This is a genomic window from Streptomyces sp. NPDC001507 (assembly GCF_042894765.1).
Taxonomy (GTDB): Bacteria; Actinomycetota; Actinomycetes; order Streptomycetales; family Streptomycetaceae; genus Streptomyces.
The window spans coordinates 93,716-112,719 of sequence record NZ_JBIAVV010000009.1; the positions used below are offsets into that span (position 1 = coordinate 93,716).

The 19,004-nt window shown below is 70.6% G+C and carries 21 protein-coding genes; 12 read left to right on the top strand and 9 right to left on the bottom strand.

Going from position 1 to position 19,004, the window contains the following annotated elements; translation table 11 throughout:
* Positions 1-13: 13 nt before the first annotated feature.
* Both ACFY0K_RS27875 and ACFY0K_RS27880 read right to left on the bottom strand, forming a co-directional pair.
* Positions 14-985, bottom strand: a complete 972-nt coding sequence (locus tag ACFY0K_RS27875; RefSeq protein WP_390642150.1) for an isopenicillin N synthase family dioxygenase — start codon at positions 983-985, stop codon at positions 14-16.
* Positions 978-1,436: a nucleoside deaminase gene (locus ACFY0K_RS27880; RefSeq protein ID WP_390642151.1), complete on the bottom strand. Its 459-nt coding sequence runs from the start codon at positions 1,434-1,436 to the stop codon at positions 978-980. Before ACFY0K_RS27880 ends, ACFY0K_RS27875 begins: the two co-directional genes overlap by 8 nt.
* A 111-nt stretch (positions 1,437-1,547) precedes the next feature.
* Between ACFY0K_RS27880 and ACFY0K_RS27885 the strand changes: the two genes are divergently transcribed.
* Positions 1,548-2,858, top strand: a complete 1,311-nt coding sequence (locus ACFY0K_RS27885) for a PucR family transcriptional regulator (RefSeq protein WP_390642152.1) — start codon at positions 1,548-1,550, stop codon at positions 2,856-2,858.
* Between the two features lie 141 nt (positions 2,859-2,999).
* Positions 3,000-4,001: a CorA family divalent cation transporter gene (locus tag ACFY0K_RS27890; RefSeq protein ID WP_390642153.1), complete on the top strand. Its 1,002-nt coding sequence runs from the start codon at positions 3,000-3,002 to the stop codon at positions 3,999-4,001.
* A gap of 40 nt (positions 4,002-4,041) precedes the next feature.
* Here ACFY0K_RS27890 and ACFY0K_RS27895 read toward each other — a convergent pair whose 3' ends face one another.
* The 3 genes from ACFY0K_RS27895 to ACFY0K_RS27905 all read right to left on the bottom strand — a co-directional run bounded on the left by ACFY0K_RS27895 (position 4,042) and on the right by ACFY0K_RS27905 (position 6,603).
* Positions 4,042-5,439: a purine-cytosine permease family protein gene (locus ACFY0K_RS27895; protein ID WP_390642154.1), complete on the bottom strand. Its 1,398-nt coding sequence runs from the start codon at positions 5,437-5,439 to the stop codon at positions 4,042-4,044.
* A 156-nt stretch (positions 5,440-5,595) separates the two neighbouring features.
* Positions 5,596-5,838: a chaplin gene (locus ACFY0K_RS27900; protein WP_390642155.1), complete on the bottom strand. Its 243-nt coding sequence runs from the start codon at positions 5,836-5,838 to the stop codon at positions 5,596-5,598.
* A 114-nt stretch (positions 5,839-5,952) separates the two neighbouring features.
* Positions 5,953-6,603, bottom strand: a complete 651-nt coding sequence (locus tag ACFY0K_RS27905) for an FMN-dependent NADH-azoreductase (protein WP_388600041.1) — start codon at positions 6,601-6,603, stop codon at positions 5,953-5,955.
* 128 nt (positions 6,604-6,731) lie between these two features.
* On the opposite strand from ACFY0K_RS27905, the gene ACFY0K_RS27910 reads away from it, so the two are divergent.
* Positions 6,732-7,082: a winged helix-turn-helix transcriptional regulator gene (locus tag ACFY0K_RS27910; protein WP_390642156.1), complete on the top strand. Its 351-nt coding sequence runs from the start codon at positions 6,732-6,734 to the stop codon at positions 7,080-7,082.
* Positions 7,083-7,382: 300 nt separating this feature from the next.
* On the opposite strand, the gene ACFY0K_RS27915 is transcribed toward ACFY0K_RS27910, so the two are convergent.
* The 3 genes from ACFY0K_RS27915 to ACFY0K_RS27925 form a co-directional block, all read right to left on the bottom strand.
* Positions 7,383-8,261, bottom strand: a complete 879-nt coding sequence (locus tag ACFY0K_RS27915; RefSeq protein ID WP_390642157.1) for a hypothetical protein — start codon at positions 8,259-8,261, stop codon at positions 7,383-7,385.
* Between the two features lie 681 nt (positions 8,262-8,942).
* A complete protein-coding gene (locus tag ACFY0K_RS27920; RefSeq protein WP_390642158.1) occupies positions 8,943-9,620 on the bottom strand; it encodes a DUF6082 family protein in 678 nt (225 codons plus the stop codon).
* Positions 9,621-10,063: 443 nt separating this feature from the next.
* Positions 10,064-10,330, bottom strand: coding sequence for a PLD nuclease N-terminal domain-containing protein (locus ACFY0K_RS27925; protein ID WP_351957448.1), 267 nt, complete (start codon positions 10,328-10,330; stop codon positions 10,064-10,066).
* A 126-nt stretch (positions 10,331-10,456) separates the two neighbouring features.
* On the opposite strand from ACFY0K_RS27925, the gene ACFY0K_RS27930 reads away from it, so the two are divergent.
* The 9 genes from ACFY0K_RS27930 (at position 10,457) to ACFY0K_RS27970 (ending at position 17,644) form a co-directional block, all read left to right on the top strand.
* Positions 10,457-11,914: a menaquinone biosynthesis decarboxylase gene (locus tag ACFY0K_RS27930; RefSeq protein WP_390642159.1), complete on the top strand. Its 1,458-nt coding sequence runs from the start codon at positions 10,457-10,459 to the stop codon at positions 11,912-11,914.
* Positions 11,911-12,813, top strand: coding sequence for a menaquinone biosynthesis prenyltransferase MqnP (mqnP, locus tag ACFY0K_RS27935; protein WP_388716279.1), 903 nt, complete (start codon positions 11,911-11,913; stop codon positions 12,811-12,813). The genes ACFY0K_RS27930 and mqnP overlap by 4 nt, the downstream gene beginning before the upstream one ends.
* Before the next feature lie 46 nt (positions 12,814-12,859).
* Positions 12,860-13,432, top strand: a complete 573-nt coding sequence (locus ACFY0K_RS27940; RefSeq protein WP_390642160.1) for a Uma2 family endonuclease — start codon at positions 12,860-12,862, stop codon at positions 13,430-13,432.
* Positions 13,433-13,487: 55 nt separating this feature from the next.
* On the top strand, positions 13,488-14,132 hold the full coding sequence (locus ACFY0K_RS27945) for a UbiX family flavin prenyltransferase (protein ID WP_390642161.1): 645 nt from the start codon (positions 13,488-13,490) through the stop codon (positions 14,130-14,132).
* Positions 14,133-14,217: 85 nt separating this feature from the next.
* A complete protein-coding gene (locus ACFY0K_RS27950; RefSeq protein WP_093499807.1) occupies positions 14,218-14,673 on the top strand; it encodes an Lrp/AsnC family transcriptional regulator in 456 nt (151 codons plus the stop codon).
* 38 nt (positions 14,674-14,711) lie between these two features.
* Positions 14,712-15,875: an aminofutalosine synthase MqnE gene (gene mqnE / locus ACFY0K_RS27955; RefSeq protein ID WP_351708665.1), complete on the top strand. Its 1,164-nt coding sequence runs from the start codon at positions 14,712-14,714 to the stop codon at positions 15,873-15,875.
* A 169-nt stretch (positions 15,876-16,044) separates the two neighbouring features.
* Positions 16,045-16,569, top strand: a complete 525-nt coding sequence (locus ACFY0K_RS27960) for a GNAT family N-acetyltransferase (RefSeq protein WP_351957456.1) — start codon at positions 16,045-16,047, stop codon at positions 16,567-16,569.
* Between the two features lie 89 nt (positions 16,570-16,658).
* The gene (locus ACFY0K_RS27965; protein WP_351957457.1) at positions 16,659-16,958 is read left to right on the top strand and encodes a DUF4229 domain-containing protein; all 300 of its coding nucleotides are present in this window, start codon (positions 16,659-16,661) and stop codon (positions 16,956-16,958) included.
* Positions 16,959-17,005: 47 nt separating this feature from the next.
* Positions 17,006-17,644: a TetR/AcrR family transcriptional regulator gene (locus tag ACFY0K_RS27970; RefSeq protein WP_390642162.1), complete on the top strand. Its 639-nt coding sequence runs from the start codon at positions 17,006-17,008 to the stop codon at positions 17,642-17,644.
* 13 nt (positions 17,645-17,657) lie between these two features.
* Here ACFY0K_RS27970 and ACFY0K_RS27975 read toward each other — a convergent pair whose 3' ends face one another.
* Positions 17,658-18,950, bottom strand: coding sequence for a DUF6716 putative glycosyltransferase (locus ACFY0K_RS27975; RefSeq protein WP_390642163.1), 1,293 nt, complete (start codon positions 18,948-18,950; stop codon positions 17,658-17,660).
* Between the last annotated feature and the right edge of the window lie 54 nt (positions 18,951-19,004).

Sequence of the window (19,004 nt, forward strand, 5' to 3'; positions counted from 1 at the left end):
TGACGCTGTGAGATCAGCCGACGGTGATGGAGTCCAGCTTCTCCCGCAGGTAGACGTGCGAGTCGACCGGCGGGTACGCGACCCGGCCGACCGGCGCCGGGACGGACTCGACGAGGGTGCCCGGGGTGCACTCGCCGAAGTAGACGAGGGACATCAGCTCCTCGGCGGGCGCGTCGGTGGGCGGCGGCAGCACCCGGTGCCGTCCCGACCGCCACCGGTCGCCGGTCCAACGGGCCATCAGGTCACCGATGTTGATGGTGAAGGCGGCCGGGTCGAAGGGCGCGTCCTCCCACCCGCCCTCGTCGGTGTACACCTGCAGGCCGCCCTTGCCGGCCTGCCGGTCCAGGATGGTCACCGTCCCGAAGTCGGTGTGCGGCCCGATCCGGAACTGCCCGGGCTCGGGCTCGCCGAGCACGTCGGTGCCCGGGTACCAGTTGATGTTGAAGCCGTACGTCGGATGGTCCATGTGCCGGGAGAAGAAGTCCCGTTCGAGCCCGAGCGCGTACCCGAGCAGGGACAGCAGCTCCTTCTCGAGGTCGGCCATCCGGTCCAGGTACTCCTCGCAGAGCGTGCGCAGCTCCGGCACCTCGGCCGGCCACACGTTGGGCGCGTACCACTCCGCGTTGACCACCGGGTCCTCGAACGGCTCGTGGGTCGCGAAGGTCAGCGACTCCTTCAGGTCGGGCGGGGTCTCGGTGCCCTCCGAGTAGCCGTTGGCCTCCGCGCCGGGCCCGAGCCAGCCGCGCCCGCCGACCTTCGCCTCGTACGCCTGCTTGACCTCGGCGGGCAGCGCGAAGAACCGGCGCGCGGCCTCCCGGACGGCGGTGCGCAGCTCCGCGTCGACCCCGTGCCCGGTGACGAGCAGGAAGCCGGCGGTCCGCAGGGCGGAGTCCACGGTCCGGGCGAGGTCCTCCCGGGCCGCCGGGTCACCGTCCAGCCAGGGACGCAGATCGATGGTGGGGATACGGGGCCTGGACTCACTCACCGATGTCCTCATTCCACAGAGCCGGGTTGTTCTCGATGAAGTCGTGCATCAGGGCGACGCACTCGGCGTCCTCCAGCAGGACGATCTCCACACCGTGCTCGGCGAGCCACTCGTGGCCGCCGTGGAAGGTGGCCGCCTCGCCGATCACGACCCGGGAGATGCCGAACTGGCGGACCAGACCCGAGCAGTACCAGCAGGGCGACAGGGTCGTCACCATGGTGGTGCCCCGGTACGACCGCTGCCGGCCCGCCGCGCGGAAGGCGGCCGTCTCCGCGTGCATCGAGGGGTCGCCGTCCTGCACCCGCCGGTTGTGCCCGCGGCCCAGCAGTGCGCCGTCGGCGCCGTAGAGCGCGGCACCGATCGGGATGCCCCCCTCGGCGAGCCCCGCACGGGCCTCGGCGACGGCGGTGGCGAGCCAGGTACGGGCGGTACGGGCTTGCAGTTGATCCATGACGACACTCTCCCGTGGCCGAAACACGAGGGCAACGTGCGGAAAGTAGCCTCCGGGCAACCCCCGGCCGGACGAAATGTCAGCGGCCGTGCCCGTCCCCTGGAGGCCGCCGTGCCCGCACTCACCCTCCGCGAAGTCCTCGCCCTCGACCCCGTGCGGGCGGCCCGCCCCGAACTGCTCGCGGGTGAAGGCGCCCTCGACCGCCCCGTCCGCTGGGTGCACTCCAGCGAGGTCTACGAGGGCGCCAACTTCCTCGACGGCGGCGAACTCCTCCTCACCAACGGCTTCGGGCTGACCGACGCCGGCGACGAGGTCCGCCGCCGGTACGTGCGGGAGCTGGCGGCGCGCGGTGCGGCCGGTCTCGCGGTGGAGGTCGGGCGGGCCCTGCCCGGCATGCCGCCCGAGGTGACCGACGAGGCCTGCCGCCTGGACCTGCCGCTGTTCGCCCTGCACCGGGTGGTGCCCTTCGTCCGGATCGCCGAGGCCGCGAACCGGGCGATCGTGGCCCGGGGGCTGTCCGGCCGCCGTACGGTCGTCCGGCCCTGGGGCGACGACCACGCGGCGGCGCTGCTCGCCGACCTGGCCGACGGGCAGGCCCTCAACCAGCCCGAGGTGGAGGCCCGGGCCGCCCTTGCCGGGTTCCACCCCGGGCCCGGCTCCCGGCTGCTCGGCGTCTCGCTGCACGGCAGCCGGGGCGTGGGCGCGGTCGACCGGGCGGCACGGGCGCTGGGCGGGGCCGGAGCGCTGCGGGCCGTGTTCCCGGGGGACGTCCTGGCGCTGCTCGCCGTACCGGCGGCCGTCCCCGGCGATCCCGTGCGGGCCGTGCAGGAGGCGTTCCGGGGCGCCGCCGAGGCGGGGGCGACGGTCGCCGTCGGCCACGCGGTCGGATCCGGCGGCTGGCTGCACTGGAGCGAGACGCTGCGCGCGGCCCGCACCACCCTCGAACTCGCGCTGACCGTGCCGCCCGCCGAACCGGCCGTGCCCGAGGGACCGTCGGTGACCTCGGCGCGCGCCCTCGCCCTGGAGCGGGAGCTGACCCGGGGCGGCGTCGCCGCCAACCGCGACCGCCTCGCCGCGCTCGTCCAGCACACCCTCGGCCCGCTGCTGGCCTGGGAGGCCGCCCACCCCAGCGACCTGGTCCGCACCCTGGAGGTGCACCTGCGGCACGGCTGCTCCCCGACCCGCACGGCCGCCCTCCTGCACATCGGCCGCCAGTCCCTCTACCAGCGCCTGGAACGCATCGAGTCCCTCCTCGGCCTGGAGATCGACGACCCGGACCTGCTGGGCGAACTCCTGACGGCGACCTGCGCGCACCGGGTGGTGCGGCAGCGCCCCGAAGGAGCGCGGGGAACTGCGCGACCAGCCACGACGGTGCAGCGGTCGGCAGACGACATGGCGCGGCACCTCCGGCGGAGCGCCTAGGCGCGGGGCGCCGCGGCTGGGGGCCGGGCCTTCGCCTCGCCCGGACGGCCCGCACCTGGTCGGGGCGGCAGCGGGTGCGCGTACCGCGGGCCGCACGCAGGCTGGGAGCGTGGGCGACGGGATCAGCGGTGAGGGCGATCGATGATCGTGACGGTGGTGTCGGTGCCGGACGGGGGTACGACGACGGTCTCCGTGCCGGAGGCACGCCGGCGGCTCGCCACGGACCGGTTCCTCCTCCTCGGCGTCGAACTGCCCGAGGAGGAGGGCCCGGCGGAGGGCCCGGCGCGGGGCCCGGCCGAGGAGCCGCTGGTCCGGCAGCTCGGCCTTGACGACGAGGACCTGGAGTGGTTCGGCCGGCCGGGCGGGTCCCCGCGGGCCGAGTTCCTGGGCGACACCGCCGGGTTCGTCGTGCCGGTGGTCCGGGCCGGCCAGGTCCACCAGGTGCATGCCCTCGCCTCCGAGACCTTCCTGGTCGTCGTCCACTGGGGCCGCCGGGCCGGCCTGGCGGGGGACATCAGGGCACTGGTGCGGCGGGAGCGGCCACGCGACGCGGTGGCCGCGCTGTTCCTGCTGCTCCAGGAAGCGCTCTCGACGTTCCGGCGGGCCGCGGTCCAGGCGCTGCTCCAGGTGGAGGAGCTGGAGGACGACATGTTCGAGGCGCGGCGCCCCGAGCAGATCTACCGGCTGTCCCAGCTGCGCCGCCACTCCGCCGTCCTGCACCACGCGCTGCTGCCTTACCTCCAGGGGGTCGACGAGGTGATCACCCGCAGGATGCTGAGCCCCGACTTCCCGGTGGAGCGGCAGCGGCTCGCCCAGGAGTTCCAGCGGGCGGCACGCCTGGTCCTCGCGGACATCGAGTCCCTCCAGGACGCCACCCGCCGGGCCTTCGCCAGTTACGGCTCCCTGGTCGCGGGCGAACAGAACGGCGTGATCAACCGGCTGGCCATCGTGTCGGTGATCTTCCTGCCGCTGTCGTTCCTGACCGGGTTCTTCGGCATGAACTTCGAGTTCCTGACGAACCGGCTGGAGACCCGCGACGAGTTCTGGCTGCTCGCCGTGGGTCTCCAGTTGATCGCCGTTGTCGGATCGCTGTTCCTGCTGCACCGGAGCCGGATCTGGCGGCGGCTGCGGGACGACGACTGAGGGTGCCGGGGGTACCCCCAGCGCCCCTTACGGGGCGCTGCTAGTGGGCGCGCTTTCGAAGGATCCGAAGGGCCGCGTACAGCAGCGCGCTGACCGCGAAGCCGATCAGCGGGGTGATGTCGCCGAAGGACGGCCAGTGCTTCGGGACGTAGCCGACGTAGTCCTCCTGGTTGGAGAAGAGGGGGACGGAGACCGCCACGCCGATCAGCAGGGCGGCCAGGCCGGGCCAGTTGGTGAAGGTGCGGTCGGTGAGGCGGGCGGAGAGTTCCGCGTCCGTGGCGGTACGGCGCTGGAGCCACCGCTCCACCAGGACGACGCCCAGCCAGGGCGCCACCCAGTAGGCGATGACGAGCAGGAACGCCTCGTAGGCCGCGCCCGCGTCGTCCAGCGAGGCCCAGGCGGCGGCCGTACCGGCGATGCCCGAGACCACGACCAGGGCGCTGCGGCTCAGCCAGGTGGGGAGCTTGAGGCCGAAGGAGGCGATGGAGATCGCGCCGGAGTACACGTTGAGGGCGTTCGCCGAGACGCCGCCGAGCATGATGGCGAGGAGGACGAGGTCGCCGAGCCAGCCGGGGAGGTGGCCGGTGAAGGCGGCGGTCGGGGTGGCGTCCTTCGGGGCGATGATGGTCGCCGAGGCCGCGCCGATGACGGCGACGATCGACACCGACACGAACAGGCCGACGGCCGGCCACAGGACGGTCTTCGCCTTGTCCGCGGTGCGCGGCAGGTAGCGGGAGTAGTCGGTGGCGTACGGGTTCCAGCCGGCCGCGTAGCCCCAGGCCGCGCTGAACGCGAGCAGGAAGCCGCCGACGCCGCCGCCGGAGCCGCCCCCGCCGAGGTCCGCGTCCTTGAAGGTCCACACCCCGGCCAGCAGGAAGATCACCGCGAGCGCCGGGAACGCGTACTTCTCGAAGGTGTGCACGAAGTTGTGGCCGATGAAGCCGATCAGGATCTCGGCGACCACGACGAGGAGGAGGGAGGGGAGCGGGCGCAGTCCGGTCAGGGTGTTGAGGGCGAAGGCGGCGCTCACGCTGTTCACGGCGAACCAGCCGACGCCCGCGAGCAGGCCGTTGGCGGCGGAGGGCAGGATGTTGCCGAGGAAGCCGAAGGAGAAGCGCCCGATCACCATCTGCGGGACGCCGAACCGCGGCCCGTCAAGGGACAGCACGCCCTGGGTGACCGCGCCGATCGCGGTGCCCAGCAGGATCGCGGCGGTCGCCGTCCAGAAGTCCAGGCCGAAGAAGAGGACCGCGATCACGCCGATGTAGACGGTCGCGAACTCGATGTTGGGAGAGGCCCAGGTCCACAGCAACTGGAGCGGGCTGCCGTGGCGTTCGGCGTCGGGGATCGGTTCCGAGCCCGCCGCCTCCACGGCGATGACCCGGTCGCCGTACTCGGGCGCGATGCTGGTGGTGGAACCGGCGGGAGCAGTCGTCATACGAGGTAAGTGTCGGGATCGCTCCCGGTGCGGCCCAGGGGCGCACTGTCCGCTTCGGGCGGCTCACCGGCGTACAACCTGCACGCATGCGAGGAGTTCCGCAGGCGTGGTGCCTCCGGAACTCCTCGGACGATACCCGCGACGGGCGGGCTCGGGTCAGCCGTTGATGCAGGCGTTGGCCGCCGCCGGGTTCAGCACGCCGATGACGTCGACGCTGTCGCCGCACACGTTCACCGGGATCTCGACCGGGACCTCGACGACGTTGCCCGACAGCACGCCCGGGCTGTTGGACGCGGTACCGGCGGCGTCGGCGCCGTTGTCGGCGAACGCGGCGGTGGCGCCGCCGAGGGCGAGGGCGGCGGCGAGGGCGCCGGTGACGGCGAGGGAACGAATGCGCATGCCAGTCTCCAAGGTGTCTGGACGTCAGAACGCGTCCATCACAACCGCCCGCCACCGGGCCCGCACGCGGTGCTGGTCCGATCGGCGCAACCGGCCCCGGGGCCGGTGCTCACGTCACGCGGCGAGGCGGTCCGCCAGCTCCTTCGCCTTGCTGGCCGCGTCCTGGAGGGCACGGTCGCGGGAGGCCTCGTAGAGCGGCACGAGCTCGGCCATCGCCGGGTTCTGCGGGGCCATGGTCAGCTCCGGCACGATGAAGTCGACGTCCAGGCCGAGGCCGTCGCCGAGCAGCGCGGTCAGGTAGTTCTGGACGTACTCGAACGGCTCCCGCGGGGTGCCCGGTGCGTACGAGCCGCCGCGGCTGGCCACGACGGTGACCGGAGTGCCCTTCGCGGACGGCGTCTCGCCCATCGTGCGGTTGAACAGGACCACGTTGTCCAGCCACGCCTTGAGCGTCGAGGGGATCGTGAAGTTGTACATCGGGGCGCCTATGAGCACGGCGTCCGCCTGCTCCAGCTCCTCGATCAGCCGCACGCGGGCCGCGAAGGCGTCCGCCTGCTCGGGGCTGTGGGTGGCGGGGTCGGCGAAACCGGCGGTGTGGGCGGCCGCGGTCAGGTGCGGTACGGGGTCGGCCGCGAGGTCGCGGTAGATCACCTTGCCGGCGGGGTGCTGCGCCAGCCAGGCCGTGCGGAAGGCGTCGGTGACGGCACGGGAGGAGGAGGCCCCGCCCGGGAGGAGGGACGAGTCGATGTGGAGAAGCGTGGCCATGAGAGGTCTCCGGATACACGGGCCCAGGGCAGAGCCGCAGGGGCTGAGAATTCGTACTCAGCTATAGATAACACAGGTGCTTACTTTTTTGCAGCTCCTTCCTTTCGGTGTGGCTGTACTCTGATGCCATGGCGGTGGAGCAGGTCCATGACCCGGAAGCGTGCAAGGGCGTCGACGACGGCATCACGCGTGTCTTCCAGGTGCTCGGCAAGCGCTGGAACGGCCCGATCCTGTCCGTCCTGCTGGACCAGCCCACCCACTTCGCCAGCCTGCGCCGCGCCGTTCCCGGCATCAGCGAGCGCATGCTCTCCGACCGGCTCGCCGAACTGGCCATGGCGGGACTCGTGGTCCGCGAGGTCGACGAAGGCCCGCCCCTGCGGGTCTCGTACCGGCTCACCGCGTCGGGCGCCGCGCTGGAGCCGTCACTGAAGGCGCTGGGGGAGTGGGCGCGGGAGCACCTTCCCGACTCGCCCTGCTGACGGTCGGCCACGGGGCGCCCGTCCTCGCGGACGCCGCCACTCGGGCGCCGGTGACTTCGTCACCCGGCTCGCCGAGGTGACGCTCTCGGCGCGGGCGGGACGGGCCGGGTCCTCCTCGGTCGTTCGCCGGGCGGCCGACCCGTTGCCGTGAAAGTGATCCATGTCGAACTCGTCGCGGAACAGGCGGAGTTCAGATCGAGGTTCCGGCGCGAGGTGAAGGCCGCGCGCAAGGTGAGCGGTGCCTTCACCGCACGCGGCCCGTGGGCAGCCCGTCGGCGGAGCCGCAGCACAGACTGCCCCTCACCCTCCGGTGAAGTAGGACGGCTGACGAACGCTCATGCTCCGCGCGATCGAGGTCAGCACGGCCGCGCTCACCGGCGGCGATGTCGCCTGGATGTCCGCCACCGTGTCGCCGACCCGGATGTAGTAGGAGACGTACTGCGAGTTCCCCGAACGCCACACCCCCGGTGCGACCGCGGTACAGGCGGGGGCTGGGACGGGATAGCTGGAGTTGATCGCGGCGCAGTGCGACGGTGGGGTGAACTGCGGCTGCACCGGCGCCACGATGACCTGGACCTCGCGCTGCAGCTCCGCCATGGTGGTCGCCTGCCGTCCGTCGGGGGCGAGACGGTAGAAGAAGGTGGGCGCGGTGAGGGTCTCGGTCCCCACACCTTCGATGTGGTAGCCGCTGGGGACCTGCGGTCCGAGCAGCGGGACCCGGCTCGCCGCCAAGGCCGCATCCTGCTGGCTGTCGTTGACCCGCGAGACGGCGAACGTGTTCACCGGCACCACCAGCGCAAGCGCCACCACCGTCGCCACGCGCGGCAGCCACGGGCGCGGAGACGCGGTGAACCACGCCGCGAGGGCGAAGGCGGCAGTCGGCAGCGCAAACCGGACCCAGCTGACGCCGCCCGGGAGCGCGGGGAGGGTGTCCACCGCCGTCAGATACCGCAGCAGGTACCAGCTCAGACCGGTGCCGAGCAGCGCGGTGAGCCACGCCGGGCGCACCCCGAGCATCCGCAACACCGGCCACCCCACGATGAGCAGCACGAACGGGGTGGCGTAGCCCCACAGCACGACCACCCCGACGCAGCCCCAGTCGGGGGCGTTCCGGCAGGCGGAGGAAGAGACCAGCAGCCACTCCGCGAGGAACAGTGCCACCGTGAGGCCGAGCCCCACGCCGGCCGCGCGCAGCGTGCGCGCGCTCGGCCGCCGCAGGCCTGGTATCGGTTCAGCTGCCCCCGCGCTGGTCACTGCGCACCCCCGTGATCGTCCTCCGCAACGGGAGCACTCTGCCTCACCTCGCCCACCCGTCACCTGAGCACGCGTACTCAAATGAAGGGCGCTCCCTGCGAGACGAACCTTCGGCATCCCGACCTGGCGCCGTGGCGTAAAGCCCGGAAATTAAGAACACCAGCTGATCGGTAAGTCGACTTGAGGTAAACCCGTTTGGTGGTGGCACTCGTGTCTGCCTTGACAGTGAGCTTCCGCTCCTTGTAGAGAAATATCTCCGAACGGCTCTGAAGCGAAGAGCGCACTCTGGCCCGGGGGGAGTAGCGCTCTTCCCTGGGGGTGCGCCTTCCGGGATAGGTACGTGTATGCGAATCACTAGACGGCTGGACAATCCGGGGCAAAGCTGCGTCGGTGACGTGAACTGTCCGGCAGTATTCTCGACGTCGACGGGTGATGTGGCCTTCATCGGACGTACTGCATCACCTGAGATGCGGGAATCCCTGCCCGTCGGCTCGGGGCTGGGCGAGGGAGAAGAGCTCGTCGTCGTCCCGAGAGAGGTTCTCATCAACGCCGGTTGGAATCCGCCCGGCGCGTGATCCTTGGCGGCGTGGCCGAGCAGGTGACCCCTTATCGAGCCACGCCCCGCTCCTCGGACTGGCGAGCGTAGGAGAGCTCCGCGAGGTCATAGAACTTGCGCATGTGTCCCCCGTGTGGAGTAGTACGGTTCCGGCCCGGCCGTGACGCCTTCCAGAAGTTGCGCAGTATGTCGTTGCTGAAGGCGTGGTAGAGCGACTCCTCCAGTTCCTCGTCGGTGACGTATTCGAGCTCGTAGCACATGTAGTGGTGCGACATGATCAGGTTGCAGTAGAGGTACTGCTTCCTCTGCTCGTCCGTATCCGCTAATCCGTAGATCGGCCAGCATTTCATCAGCGCGGGATCATTGATGGCCATCTCCAGAAGCTGGATGTGACGAGCGCGTACCGCTGCCTCCGCCGAGCGTCGTACGGTCTTGTGCTGTCCCTGGGTGCTCTCGCGTTGCAGGCACAACTCCGCCGTCTGGGCCTCCAGCACTTCCCGGTGCATTCGGGCCTCGTCGTTCTGGTGCCGGAATGTGCGGGCTATGTAGATGAGGACCACGACGGAGGTGGCGGCAGCCGCGGCGCCGTACGCCTGGCCGGCGTTGCTGGTCGCCGGCGACTGGATGGCGGGAAGGCTGGTGAGCAGCATGGTGAGGCCGGCGGAGCCGGCGCATGCGGCCAGGGTGGTGATTCCGAGTATGCAGGCTTCTCGCATATGGCTCGACATGGCCATGGTGTCCTCCGCTGCCCCCGAGGCGTGCCCGACGCCTCTCGGAATGGATTTCCCCCGGGGCAGATGGCAAAAACCGTCGATGTGAAGCACGCAAAGGGCGCACGAGGGGGCATGCCGTGAGGGAAGATCAGATCAGCCGCGATGACCTCTGAGTGGCTCCTGGGCGGGTATCAGCGCTGTCGTGCAAACTGCGAGCGGCACTTCGTCGTTGACGATCGGCTCGCCCGTGGAAGCCTTTGTCCGGAAAGCCGATCGGCCGAACTCCGTGTCGGCCCGGGTGACCGACGGCCATGCATCGGCGCGCCCGCCGTGCGCCGTTGCGCGAACACCGAGGGTGCTTCCGCACCCTCGGAACCGGAAATTACTCTTCCCTTTTACCGTCGTCGCCGATATCGGTGTGTCGGCTCATTCAACGGGCGGTGCGGACGTTCTGACAATCAGTCGGTGCGCGGATCGTCCGGTTTCAGGGACTTCAGGAACTCCGGGTTGTCGTCCGGGGCGACCCAACGCTCGCGCGGCTGCCGGGTCCTGCCCGCCACCAGCCAGGCCACCGGGCCGACCAGGACCTCGCCGAAGAGCAGGATGATGAACACCCACGCCAGCTTCGGCAGGGCGCGGACCTCGTCCTCGGGGGTGTTCAGGCAGTCCACGAAGGCGTAGATCCACAGGGCGAGGACCAGCAAGTAGGGCAGATACCTGAGCATGGCGGCCAGACTAGCGGCTGCCGACGGCCCCGGACCGGCACCCGGGCATCAGCGGCGGGTGCGCGTGGGCGGCTTCGCAGGGGGCGGTGGCCGGGCCCGGACCCCGGGTGGCCGATACTGGGACACATGGCTTACGACGATCTTCGTTCCCTGCTCCGGGCACTGGAGCGCGAGGGAGACCTCAAGCGTGTCAAGGCCGAGGTCGACCCGTATCTGGAGGTCGGGGAGATCGTCGACCGGGTGCAGAAGTCCGGCGGACCGGCCCTGCTCTTCGAGAACGTGAAGGGGTCGAGCATGCCCCTCGCGATGAACGTGTTCGGCACCGACCGGCGGCTGCTCAAGGCCCTCGGCCTGAAGTCGTACGGGGAGATCTCCGACAAGATCGGCGGGCTGCTGCGCCCCGAACTGCCGCACGGCTTCGTCGGTGTGCGCGAGGCGTTCGGCAAGCTCGGCGCGATGACGCACGTACCGCCGAAGAAGGTGAAGTCCGGGGACGCTCCGGTGCAGGAGGTCGTCCTGACCGGCGACGACGTCGACCTCGACCAGCTGCCGGCGCTGTTCACCTGGCCGCAGGACGGCGGCTCCTTCTTCAACCTGGGGCTGACCCACACCAAGGACCCCGAGACGGGCATCCGGAATCTGGGCCTCTACCGGCTCCAGCGTCACGACAAGCGCACCATCGGCATGCACTGGCAGATCCACAAGGACAGCCGCAACCACTACCAGGTGGCGGCCCGCAGGGGAGAGCGGCTCCCGGTCGCGATCGCCTTCGGCTGCCCGCCCGCCGTCACCTACGCCTCCACCGCCCCGCTCCCCGGCGACATCGACGAGTACCTGTTCGCCGGGTTCATCGCCGGCAGGCGGATCGAGATGGTCGACTGCAAGACCGTTCCGCTCCAGGTCCCCGCCAACGCCGAAGTCGTCCTGGAGGGCTGGCTGGAGCCCGGCGAGATGCTGCCCGAGGGCCCGTTCGGCGACCACACCGGCTTCTACACCCCGCAGGAGCCGTTCCCGGCCCTGACCATCGACTGCGTGACGATGCGCAAGCGTCCGCTGCTCCAGTCGATCGTCGTCGGCCGCCCCCCGACGGAGGACGGCCCCCTCGGCCGCGCCACCGAGCGCTTCTTCCTGCCCCTCCTGAAGATCATCGTCCCGGACATCGTGGACTACCACCTCCCCGAGGCCGGCGGCTTCCACAACTGTGCGATCGTCTCGATCGACAAGAAGTACCCGAAGCACGCGCAGAAGGTCATGCACGCCATCTGGGGGGCGCACATGATGTCGCTCACCAAGCTGATCGTGGTCGTCGACTCCGACTGCGACGTCCACGACCTGCACGAGGTCGCCTGGCGGGCCCTCGGCAACACCGACTACGCCCGTGACCTCACGGTCGTGGAAGGTCCCGTCGACCACCTCGACCACGCCTCCTACCAGCAGTTCTGGGGCGGCAAGGCGGGCATCGACGCGACGAAGAAGTGGCCCGAGGAGGGCTACACACGGGACGGGGGCTGGCCGGACATGGTCCTGTCGGACCCGGATACGGCGGCTCTCGTGGACCGCCGCTGGAAGGAGTACGGCCTGTGAGCTCCGCCTCCGCAGCACTCCCGCAGCCGGGACGCACGAAAGCCTTCCTTCGGCTGGTGATGATCGAGCACTCGGTCTTCGCCCTGCCCTTCGCGTACATCGCCGCGCTGACCGCGATGTTCGAGCTGGACCGGAACATCCACTGGGGCAGGCTGCTCCTGGTCACGATCTGCATGGTCGGCCTGCGCACCTTCGCCATGGCCGTCAACCGGATCATCGACCGCGAGATCGACGCCCGGAACCCGCGCACCGCCCACCGCGAGCTGGTCACCGGCGCGATGAGCGTCAGGCACGCCTGGACCGGCGCACTGATCGCGGTCGCCGTCTTCCTCGGCTCGGCGGCCCTCCTGAACCCCCTCTGCCTCGCCCTGGCCCCCGTCGCCGTGATCCCGATGGTGGTCTACCCCTACGGCAAGCGGTTCACGAACTTCCCGCAGGCCATCCTCGGCCTCGCCCAGGCCATGGGCCCGATCGGCGGCTGGCTGGCGATCACCGGCGAGTGGTCCTGGGACGCGGTGATCCTGGGCCTCGCCGTCGGCATCTGGATCGGCGGCTTCGACCTGATCTACGCCTGCCAGGACGTCGAGACCGACCGCGAGATCGGCGTCATGTCGGTCCCGGCCCGCTTCGGCATCCCGGCGGCGATCTGGGGGGCGCGGGTCTGCCACGCGGTGGTGACCGGCCTGTTCGTCTGGTACGCCGTGGCCACCCACGCCGGCGCGTTCTTCTGGCTGGGGCTGGTGATCGTGGCGGGCGCGTTCGCCTACGAGCACTCCATCGTCCGCCCGCACGACCTGTCCCGCCTCAACCGCGCCTTCTTCAGCGTCAACGGCTTCATCGGCATTGCCCTCTTCGTGTGCGCCTTGCTGGATCTCCTCGTCCGGGGTCTGAGCGTCTGAATACGGTGCGGCCTACCATCGAGGGCAGGACCCCAGGGAGGCCGCCGTGACCATCTCGGACCTTGATCGCCTGCACTCGCAGCTGAGCAGGCTGGAGGACATGTTCCCCGGCTATCGCACGGAGATTGTCGAGGGCGACATCATGATGAGTCCGGTCAAGCCCCACCACGCGGAGACCATCCGCCTGGTGTGGAACGCCCTGCGCGAGCAGGTGGCCGACGAATGGGGCTTCACCAGCGGCGTTGCTTTCCCCTTCGACGGGGACAACGAGTTCTGCCCCGACCTGGCGATCATCCCCGCGTCGGAGGTGGCCAAGAACGAGGGCGCGTACCCGCCCGATCTCATCGAGCTGGTGGTGGAAGTCGTCTCAAAGGGCAGCATCCGCCGCGACTACGAGGTGAAGCCCCGTCGGTACGCATCCCGAGGCATCGCCAACTACCTGATCCTCGACCCGCTCCAGGCTCAGGCCACGACGCTGTGGAACCCGGGACCGGAGGGCTACCGCGGCCGTGACACCATCCCCTACGGCCCGGACCTGACCCTCGACTCCGCCCTCGGCAAACTGACGATCGCCACCGGCCGCTTCCCCGTCGACCCGAAGGCCCCCCACCCGGCCTGAACCTCGGTCGGCGCGCCGGTACGCTCAAGATGTGAACGCAGGAGAAACGCAGCGCGTGCCTTGGATCGTGGGGGTGTCCGGGGCGTCCGGAACGCCGTATGCCGCTGCTGTGCTGCGTGCCCTGCTGGACGCGGGGGAGAGCGTCGACCTGGTGGTCAGCCGGGCCTCGCGGCTCACCCTGCTGGACGAGACCGGGATCTCCTTCCGGGACGCGCACTGGCGGGACGACCTGGGGGAATGGCTGGCGCGGGGGGCCGACGGCAAGCCGGGGACCTTCCGGGTGGACCTCGCGCGGGTGCGGTACTGGAGCGCCGGGGACCTGGCCGCGGGGCCGTCCTCCGGGTCGTACCCGGTGAAGGGCATGGTGATCGTGCCGGCGTCCACCGCCGCCGTCGCCGGGGTCGCGCTCGGCCTCTCCAAGGACCTGCTCCAGCGGGCGGCCAGTGTCACCCTGAAGGAGCGCCGCCCCCTCGTCGTCGCCGTCCGCGAGACCCCGCTGAACGGGCAGACCCTGCGCCACCTGGTCACCCTGGACGACCTCGGGGCGGTCGTCGTCCCGACCTCCCCCGCCTTCTACGCGGGCGCGACCCACATTCAGGACCTGGTCGACTTCGTCGCCGGGCGGGTTCTGGACGCGGCAGGCGTCGGGCACCGGCTCTACCGCCGCTGGGAAGGGGACCTCGGCGGCGGAAGCAAGTAGCGGCATCCCCCGGTACCACCCCGGCAGCACCTCTGCACCACCTCTCATCTACTTCGGGAAATCTTCAGCGGAAGGCTTCGATCGCATGGACGCCGTGGACAGGCAGCTCATCCAGGCCCTGAGGGAGAACGGCCGGGCCTCGTACGCTGAGCTGGGCCGCCTCGTCGGACTGTCGGGACCCAGCGTCACCGACCGCATCAACCGGCTGGAGGCGGCCGGGGTCATCACCGGCTACCGCGCCACCGTCAACGCGGCCTCGCTCGGCCTCGGCGTCACCGCCCTCATCGGCATCTCCCTCTCCGACGCGGCCGACCACGAGGACGTGGCGCAGCGGCTGCGGGATTTGCCGGAGATCGAGGACTGCTGGTTCATCGCCGGCGACGACTCCTTCATGCTCAAGGTGCGCTCGTCGGACGTGGACGGCCTGGAGAAGACCATCCGGCGGCTGTCCGGAACCAAGGGCGTCTCCCGGACCCGTACCACGATCGTGCTGTCCACGAAGTGGGAGAACCGGGTCGGGGAACTTCCCGAAGAGGCGTAGAAGTACGGTGGTCGGAGTTGTCGTAGAGAGGTGTGGGCATGGACGTCGGGCTCAAGCGTGAGCTGGAGGAGAAGGTCAGGGCCGGTGAGCGGCTGACCCGCGAGGACGGCATCGCGCTGTACGAGTCGGACGACCTGGCCTGGCTGGGCGGCCTCGCCCATGAGGTGCGGACGCGCAAGAACGGCGACGTCGTCCACTTCAACGTCAACCGCCACCTCAACATGACGAACGTGTGCACCGCGTCCTGCGCGTACTGCTCGTTCCAGCGCAAGCCGGGCGAGAAGGACGCGTACACGATGCGTATCGAGGAGGCGGTGAAGCTCGCCAAGGCGATGGAGGGCGAGAACCTCACCGAGCTGCACATCGTCAACGGGCTGCACCCGAACCTGCCGTGGCGCTACTACCCGCGGTCGCTGCGCGAGCTGAAGGCGGCTCTCCCGAACGTCTCGCTGAAGGCCTTCACGGCGACGGAGATCCACCACTTCGAGACGATCTCCGGGCTGTCGGCCTCCGAGATCCTCGACGAGCTGATCGACGCGGGTCTGGAGTCGCTGACCGGCGGCGGCGCGGAGATCTTCGACTGGGAGGTCCGCCAGCACATCGTGGACCACCGCACCCACTGGGAGGACTGGTCCCGGATCCACCGGCTGGCGCACGAGAAGGGCCTCAAGACCCCGTGCACCATGCTGTACGGCCACATCGAGGAACCCCGGCACCGCGTCGACCACGTGCTGCGCCTGCGCGAACTCCAGGACGAGACGAACGGCTTCCAGGTCTTCATCCCGCTGCGCTACCAGCACGACTTCGTGGACGTGAAGGACGGCAAGGTCAGGAACCGGCTCCAGGCCCGGACCCAGATGGCGACCGGCGCGGAGGCCCTGAAGACCTTCGCGGTCTCCCGTCTCCTCTTCGACAACGTGCCGCACGTCAAGGTCTTCTGGGTCATGCACGGCGTGCAGACCGCGCAGCTGGCGTTGCAGCACGGCGCCGACGACATGGACGGGTCGGTGGTCGAGTACAAGATCACGCACGACGCGGACAACTACGGCACGCCGAACAAGCTGACCCGCGAGGACCTCCTCGACCTCATCCGTGACGCGGGCTTCCGCCCGGTGGAGCGGAACACCCGCTACGAGATCATCCGTGAGTACGACGGCCCGGACCCGGCGCGCAGGGAGTCCCCGCAGCCGATGCGGGTGTGAGGCCGCCGACGGTGCGTTGTCGGGTGCGGGTGCGTGGGGGCTGATCGCGCAGTTCCCCGCGCCCCTAAAAGCAGGGGCGCGCGCGGGGAACTGCGCGACCAGCCCCCGCCGGCCCGCAGCCGCGAAACGGTCCTACCCACCCCCCCGTCGTAATAGATACGATCCCGCCATGCCCCTTACCTTCACCCTCGACCCCGCCATCACCCCCGCCCTCCGCGACGGCATCCTCGACCTGTGGACGGACGTGACCAACGCCGGCGGGGCCGTCGGGTTCGTCGCGCCGGTCACGGCGGAGGAGATCCGGCCGGAACTGGTGCGGCACCTCGTCGCGATGGCCGAGGGCAGGCACCGCCTCCTCGTCGGGCACGACGAGGCCGGGGAGGTCGCCGCCACCGCCTTCTTCTCCTTCAACACGCACCGGCTGATGACGCACTGGGTGTGGCTGTACACGGTGATGGTGCACCCGAGGCATCAGGGCCGGGGCTACGGCCGCGACCTCCTCGCGGCCGCCGCCGACGCCGCCCGCGGCTTCGACGGCATCGACGCCATACGGCTCAGCTGCCGCGGCGGCCTCGGCCTGGAGAACTTCTACGGCTCCTGCGGCTACAAGGAGGTCGGCCGGGTCCCCGCCGCCGTCCGCGTCGCCCCCGGCGACGACCGCGACGACATCACCATGCTGCTCCCGCTGACCTGACCCGCCCCGCCCGACCCCGGTGCAAGATCGGCCCCACGGCGTGCTTCACTGGACGGTGCCCCTTTTCGTCATCGGAAGACTGGATTGAGATGCTCCGCTACACGCTGATGCGCCTCGGTATCTTCGCGGGCTGCCTCCTCGTCGTCTGGGGCCTCGTCTACGCCGGCGCGTTCCCGCGTGGCTTCGGCGACTCCAACTTCCTGTGGGTCCTGCTGCTCTCCCTCGTCCTGTCGGCGCCGATCAGCTTCGTCGTGCTGCGCAAGGAACGGGACCGCGCTTCGGTGCAGGTCGCGCAGCGGGTCGAGCGGATGCAGGCCAACATCGAGGCCAACCGCAGCCAGGAGGACGCGGCGGTCGACGCGGCGGACCAGGCCCAGACCTCCTCGTGAGCTCCTGAGCGGCTCCCGCGGCTGCTGCCCCAACTAGGCTTTGTCCCATGGGGACCGTCAAGACCAAGCGGATGCCGCGCGCGGTACGTGAGCGGCAGATGCTGGACGCCGCCGTGCGGACCTTCGGCCAGCACGGCTACATGGCCGCGTCGATGGACGAGATCGCCGAACTCGCCGGTGTCTCGAAGCCGTTGGTCTACCTGTACCTCAACTCCAAGGACGACCTGTTCACGGCCTGCATCCGCCGTGAGGCCGGCGCCCTGACCGAGGCGGTCCGCGCCGGCGTCGACCGCGCACTGCCCCCCGACCGGCAGCTCTGGGACGGACTGCGGGCGTTCTTCACGTACACCGCCGAGCACCCTGACGGCTGGTCGGTGCTGCACCTCCAGGCCCGTACGCACGGCGAGCGGTTCGCCTCCGAGGTCGTCGCGATGCGCGAGGAGATCGTCGCGTTCGTGACCCAGCTCATCGTCGCCGCCGCCCGCGCCGCGCACCGTGATCCCGACCTGGCGGAGGGCGAGGTCGCGGGCCTCGCCGAGGCACTGGTGGGCGCGGCCGAGTCCCTGGCGACCTGGGCCAACGCCACCCCGGGAGTGACGGCACGCCAGGCGGCCGCGACCCTGATGAACTTCGCCTGGGCCGGCCTGGGCGACCTGATGGAGGGCCGGCCGTGGTCGCCGCCGTGACCGGCCCGGTCGGTCACACTGCACCCCAGCGGCGCAACGCGGGCGCCAGTCGCCGGTGGCCCACGTGGTACAGCTTCTTGGCGCCCCGCCCGGCGACCCGCCGTACGGCCAGCCGCACCCGGCCCCGGCCGCCGGCACCCGGCGCCACGGGCAGCGGGCGGCCCTGCTCGTCGAAGCCGTTGCTGCGGAGGATGCCGGCGAGGTAGATGCCGGCGGTCTGCGGCGTGTAGTACGGGCGCAGCGGCCGCAGGGGGCCGGCGGCGCGCAGCTCGGTGATACGGGCCCGGGCCGCGGCGTACGCGTCGCTCTTGCCGATGCCGTGGGCCGCAGCCCACTCCGGGTCGGGCTGCGGGAGCGCGCCCGCGTCGATGTCGTCCCAGGAGGCGAGGCAGCCGGAGTGCACGAAGTAGTGGTTGCCGTGGGCCTCGCGGACGCCGAAGTCGGTGAGGATCGCGGTGGGTATCCGCCGGTGCATCGACTCCAGGGCGGCCGTCGAACTCACCGTGACCAGAAGGTCGGTGCGGTCCAGCACGTCGGTCATGTTGCCGTAGACGAGCTGGAGGTTCGCGGGCGCGGGTTCGGCGAGGGTCTCGACGAGTTCCTGGTACGGGTCGGACTCCACGTGGGTGGTCTGCTCACCGGGCAGGCTGCGCAGCTTCACCAGCACGAGCCGCTCCGGATACAGGCGCGCGTGGGCGGCGGCGCGCTCCAGGAGCCGCAGCCGGGACGCGCGGTCCCTGGGCACGGACGGCTGGGCCGCGAAGGTGACGGTGAACGGCCGGTCGGCGGAGGGCCGGTAGGGGGCGCCGCCGAGGAAGGGCAGGGCGCACTCGACCACCGTGCCGGGGTCGACGCCGACGCTCGCGAAGACGGAGCTAAAACGGCGGGTGTCGTGGTCGGAGTTGGCGAGCACCAGGTCCGTGCCGGCCCGGGTCAGGAGACCGTCGACCATCTTCTCGTAGACCACGCCGACGTACCCGCTGACCGTCACCGGCCGGTGCAGCCGGTCCTCCCAGGCCCGCCCGAGGCTGTGCACGAGCGCCAGGACGGTACCGCCGAGGACCGCCAGCACGACGATGTCGGCCGCCGCCAGTGCCTGGTCGTCGACCAGTGCGGCGGCGGTCACCTCATGCCGGCTGTCGGGCTCGATGCCGATCTCGGCGAGCTGTCGTTCGGTGGGCGTGGACCGGCCCCGCAGGAAGTACGCGTCCAGCGCGCAGTCGGGGGCCAGCTGCCGGGCCACGGAAGCCCCCCATTTCCAACGGGTGTCAGAGTCTGCGATTACCGCGACGCGTCTGGGAGGCATGCTCGGTGCCCTTCGTGCAATGGATCATAAAAGTGAGCCGAGGTTAAGGACGCA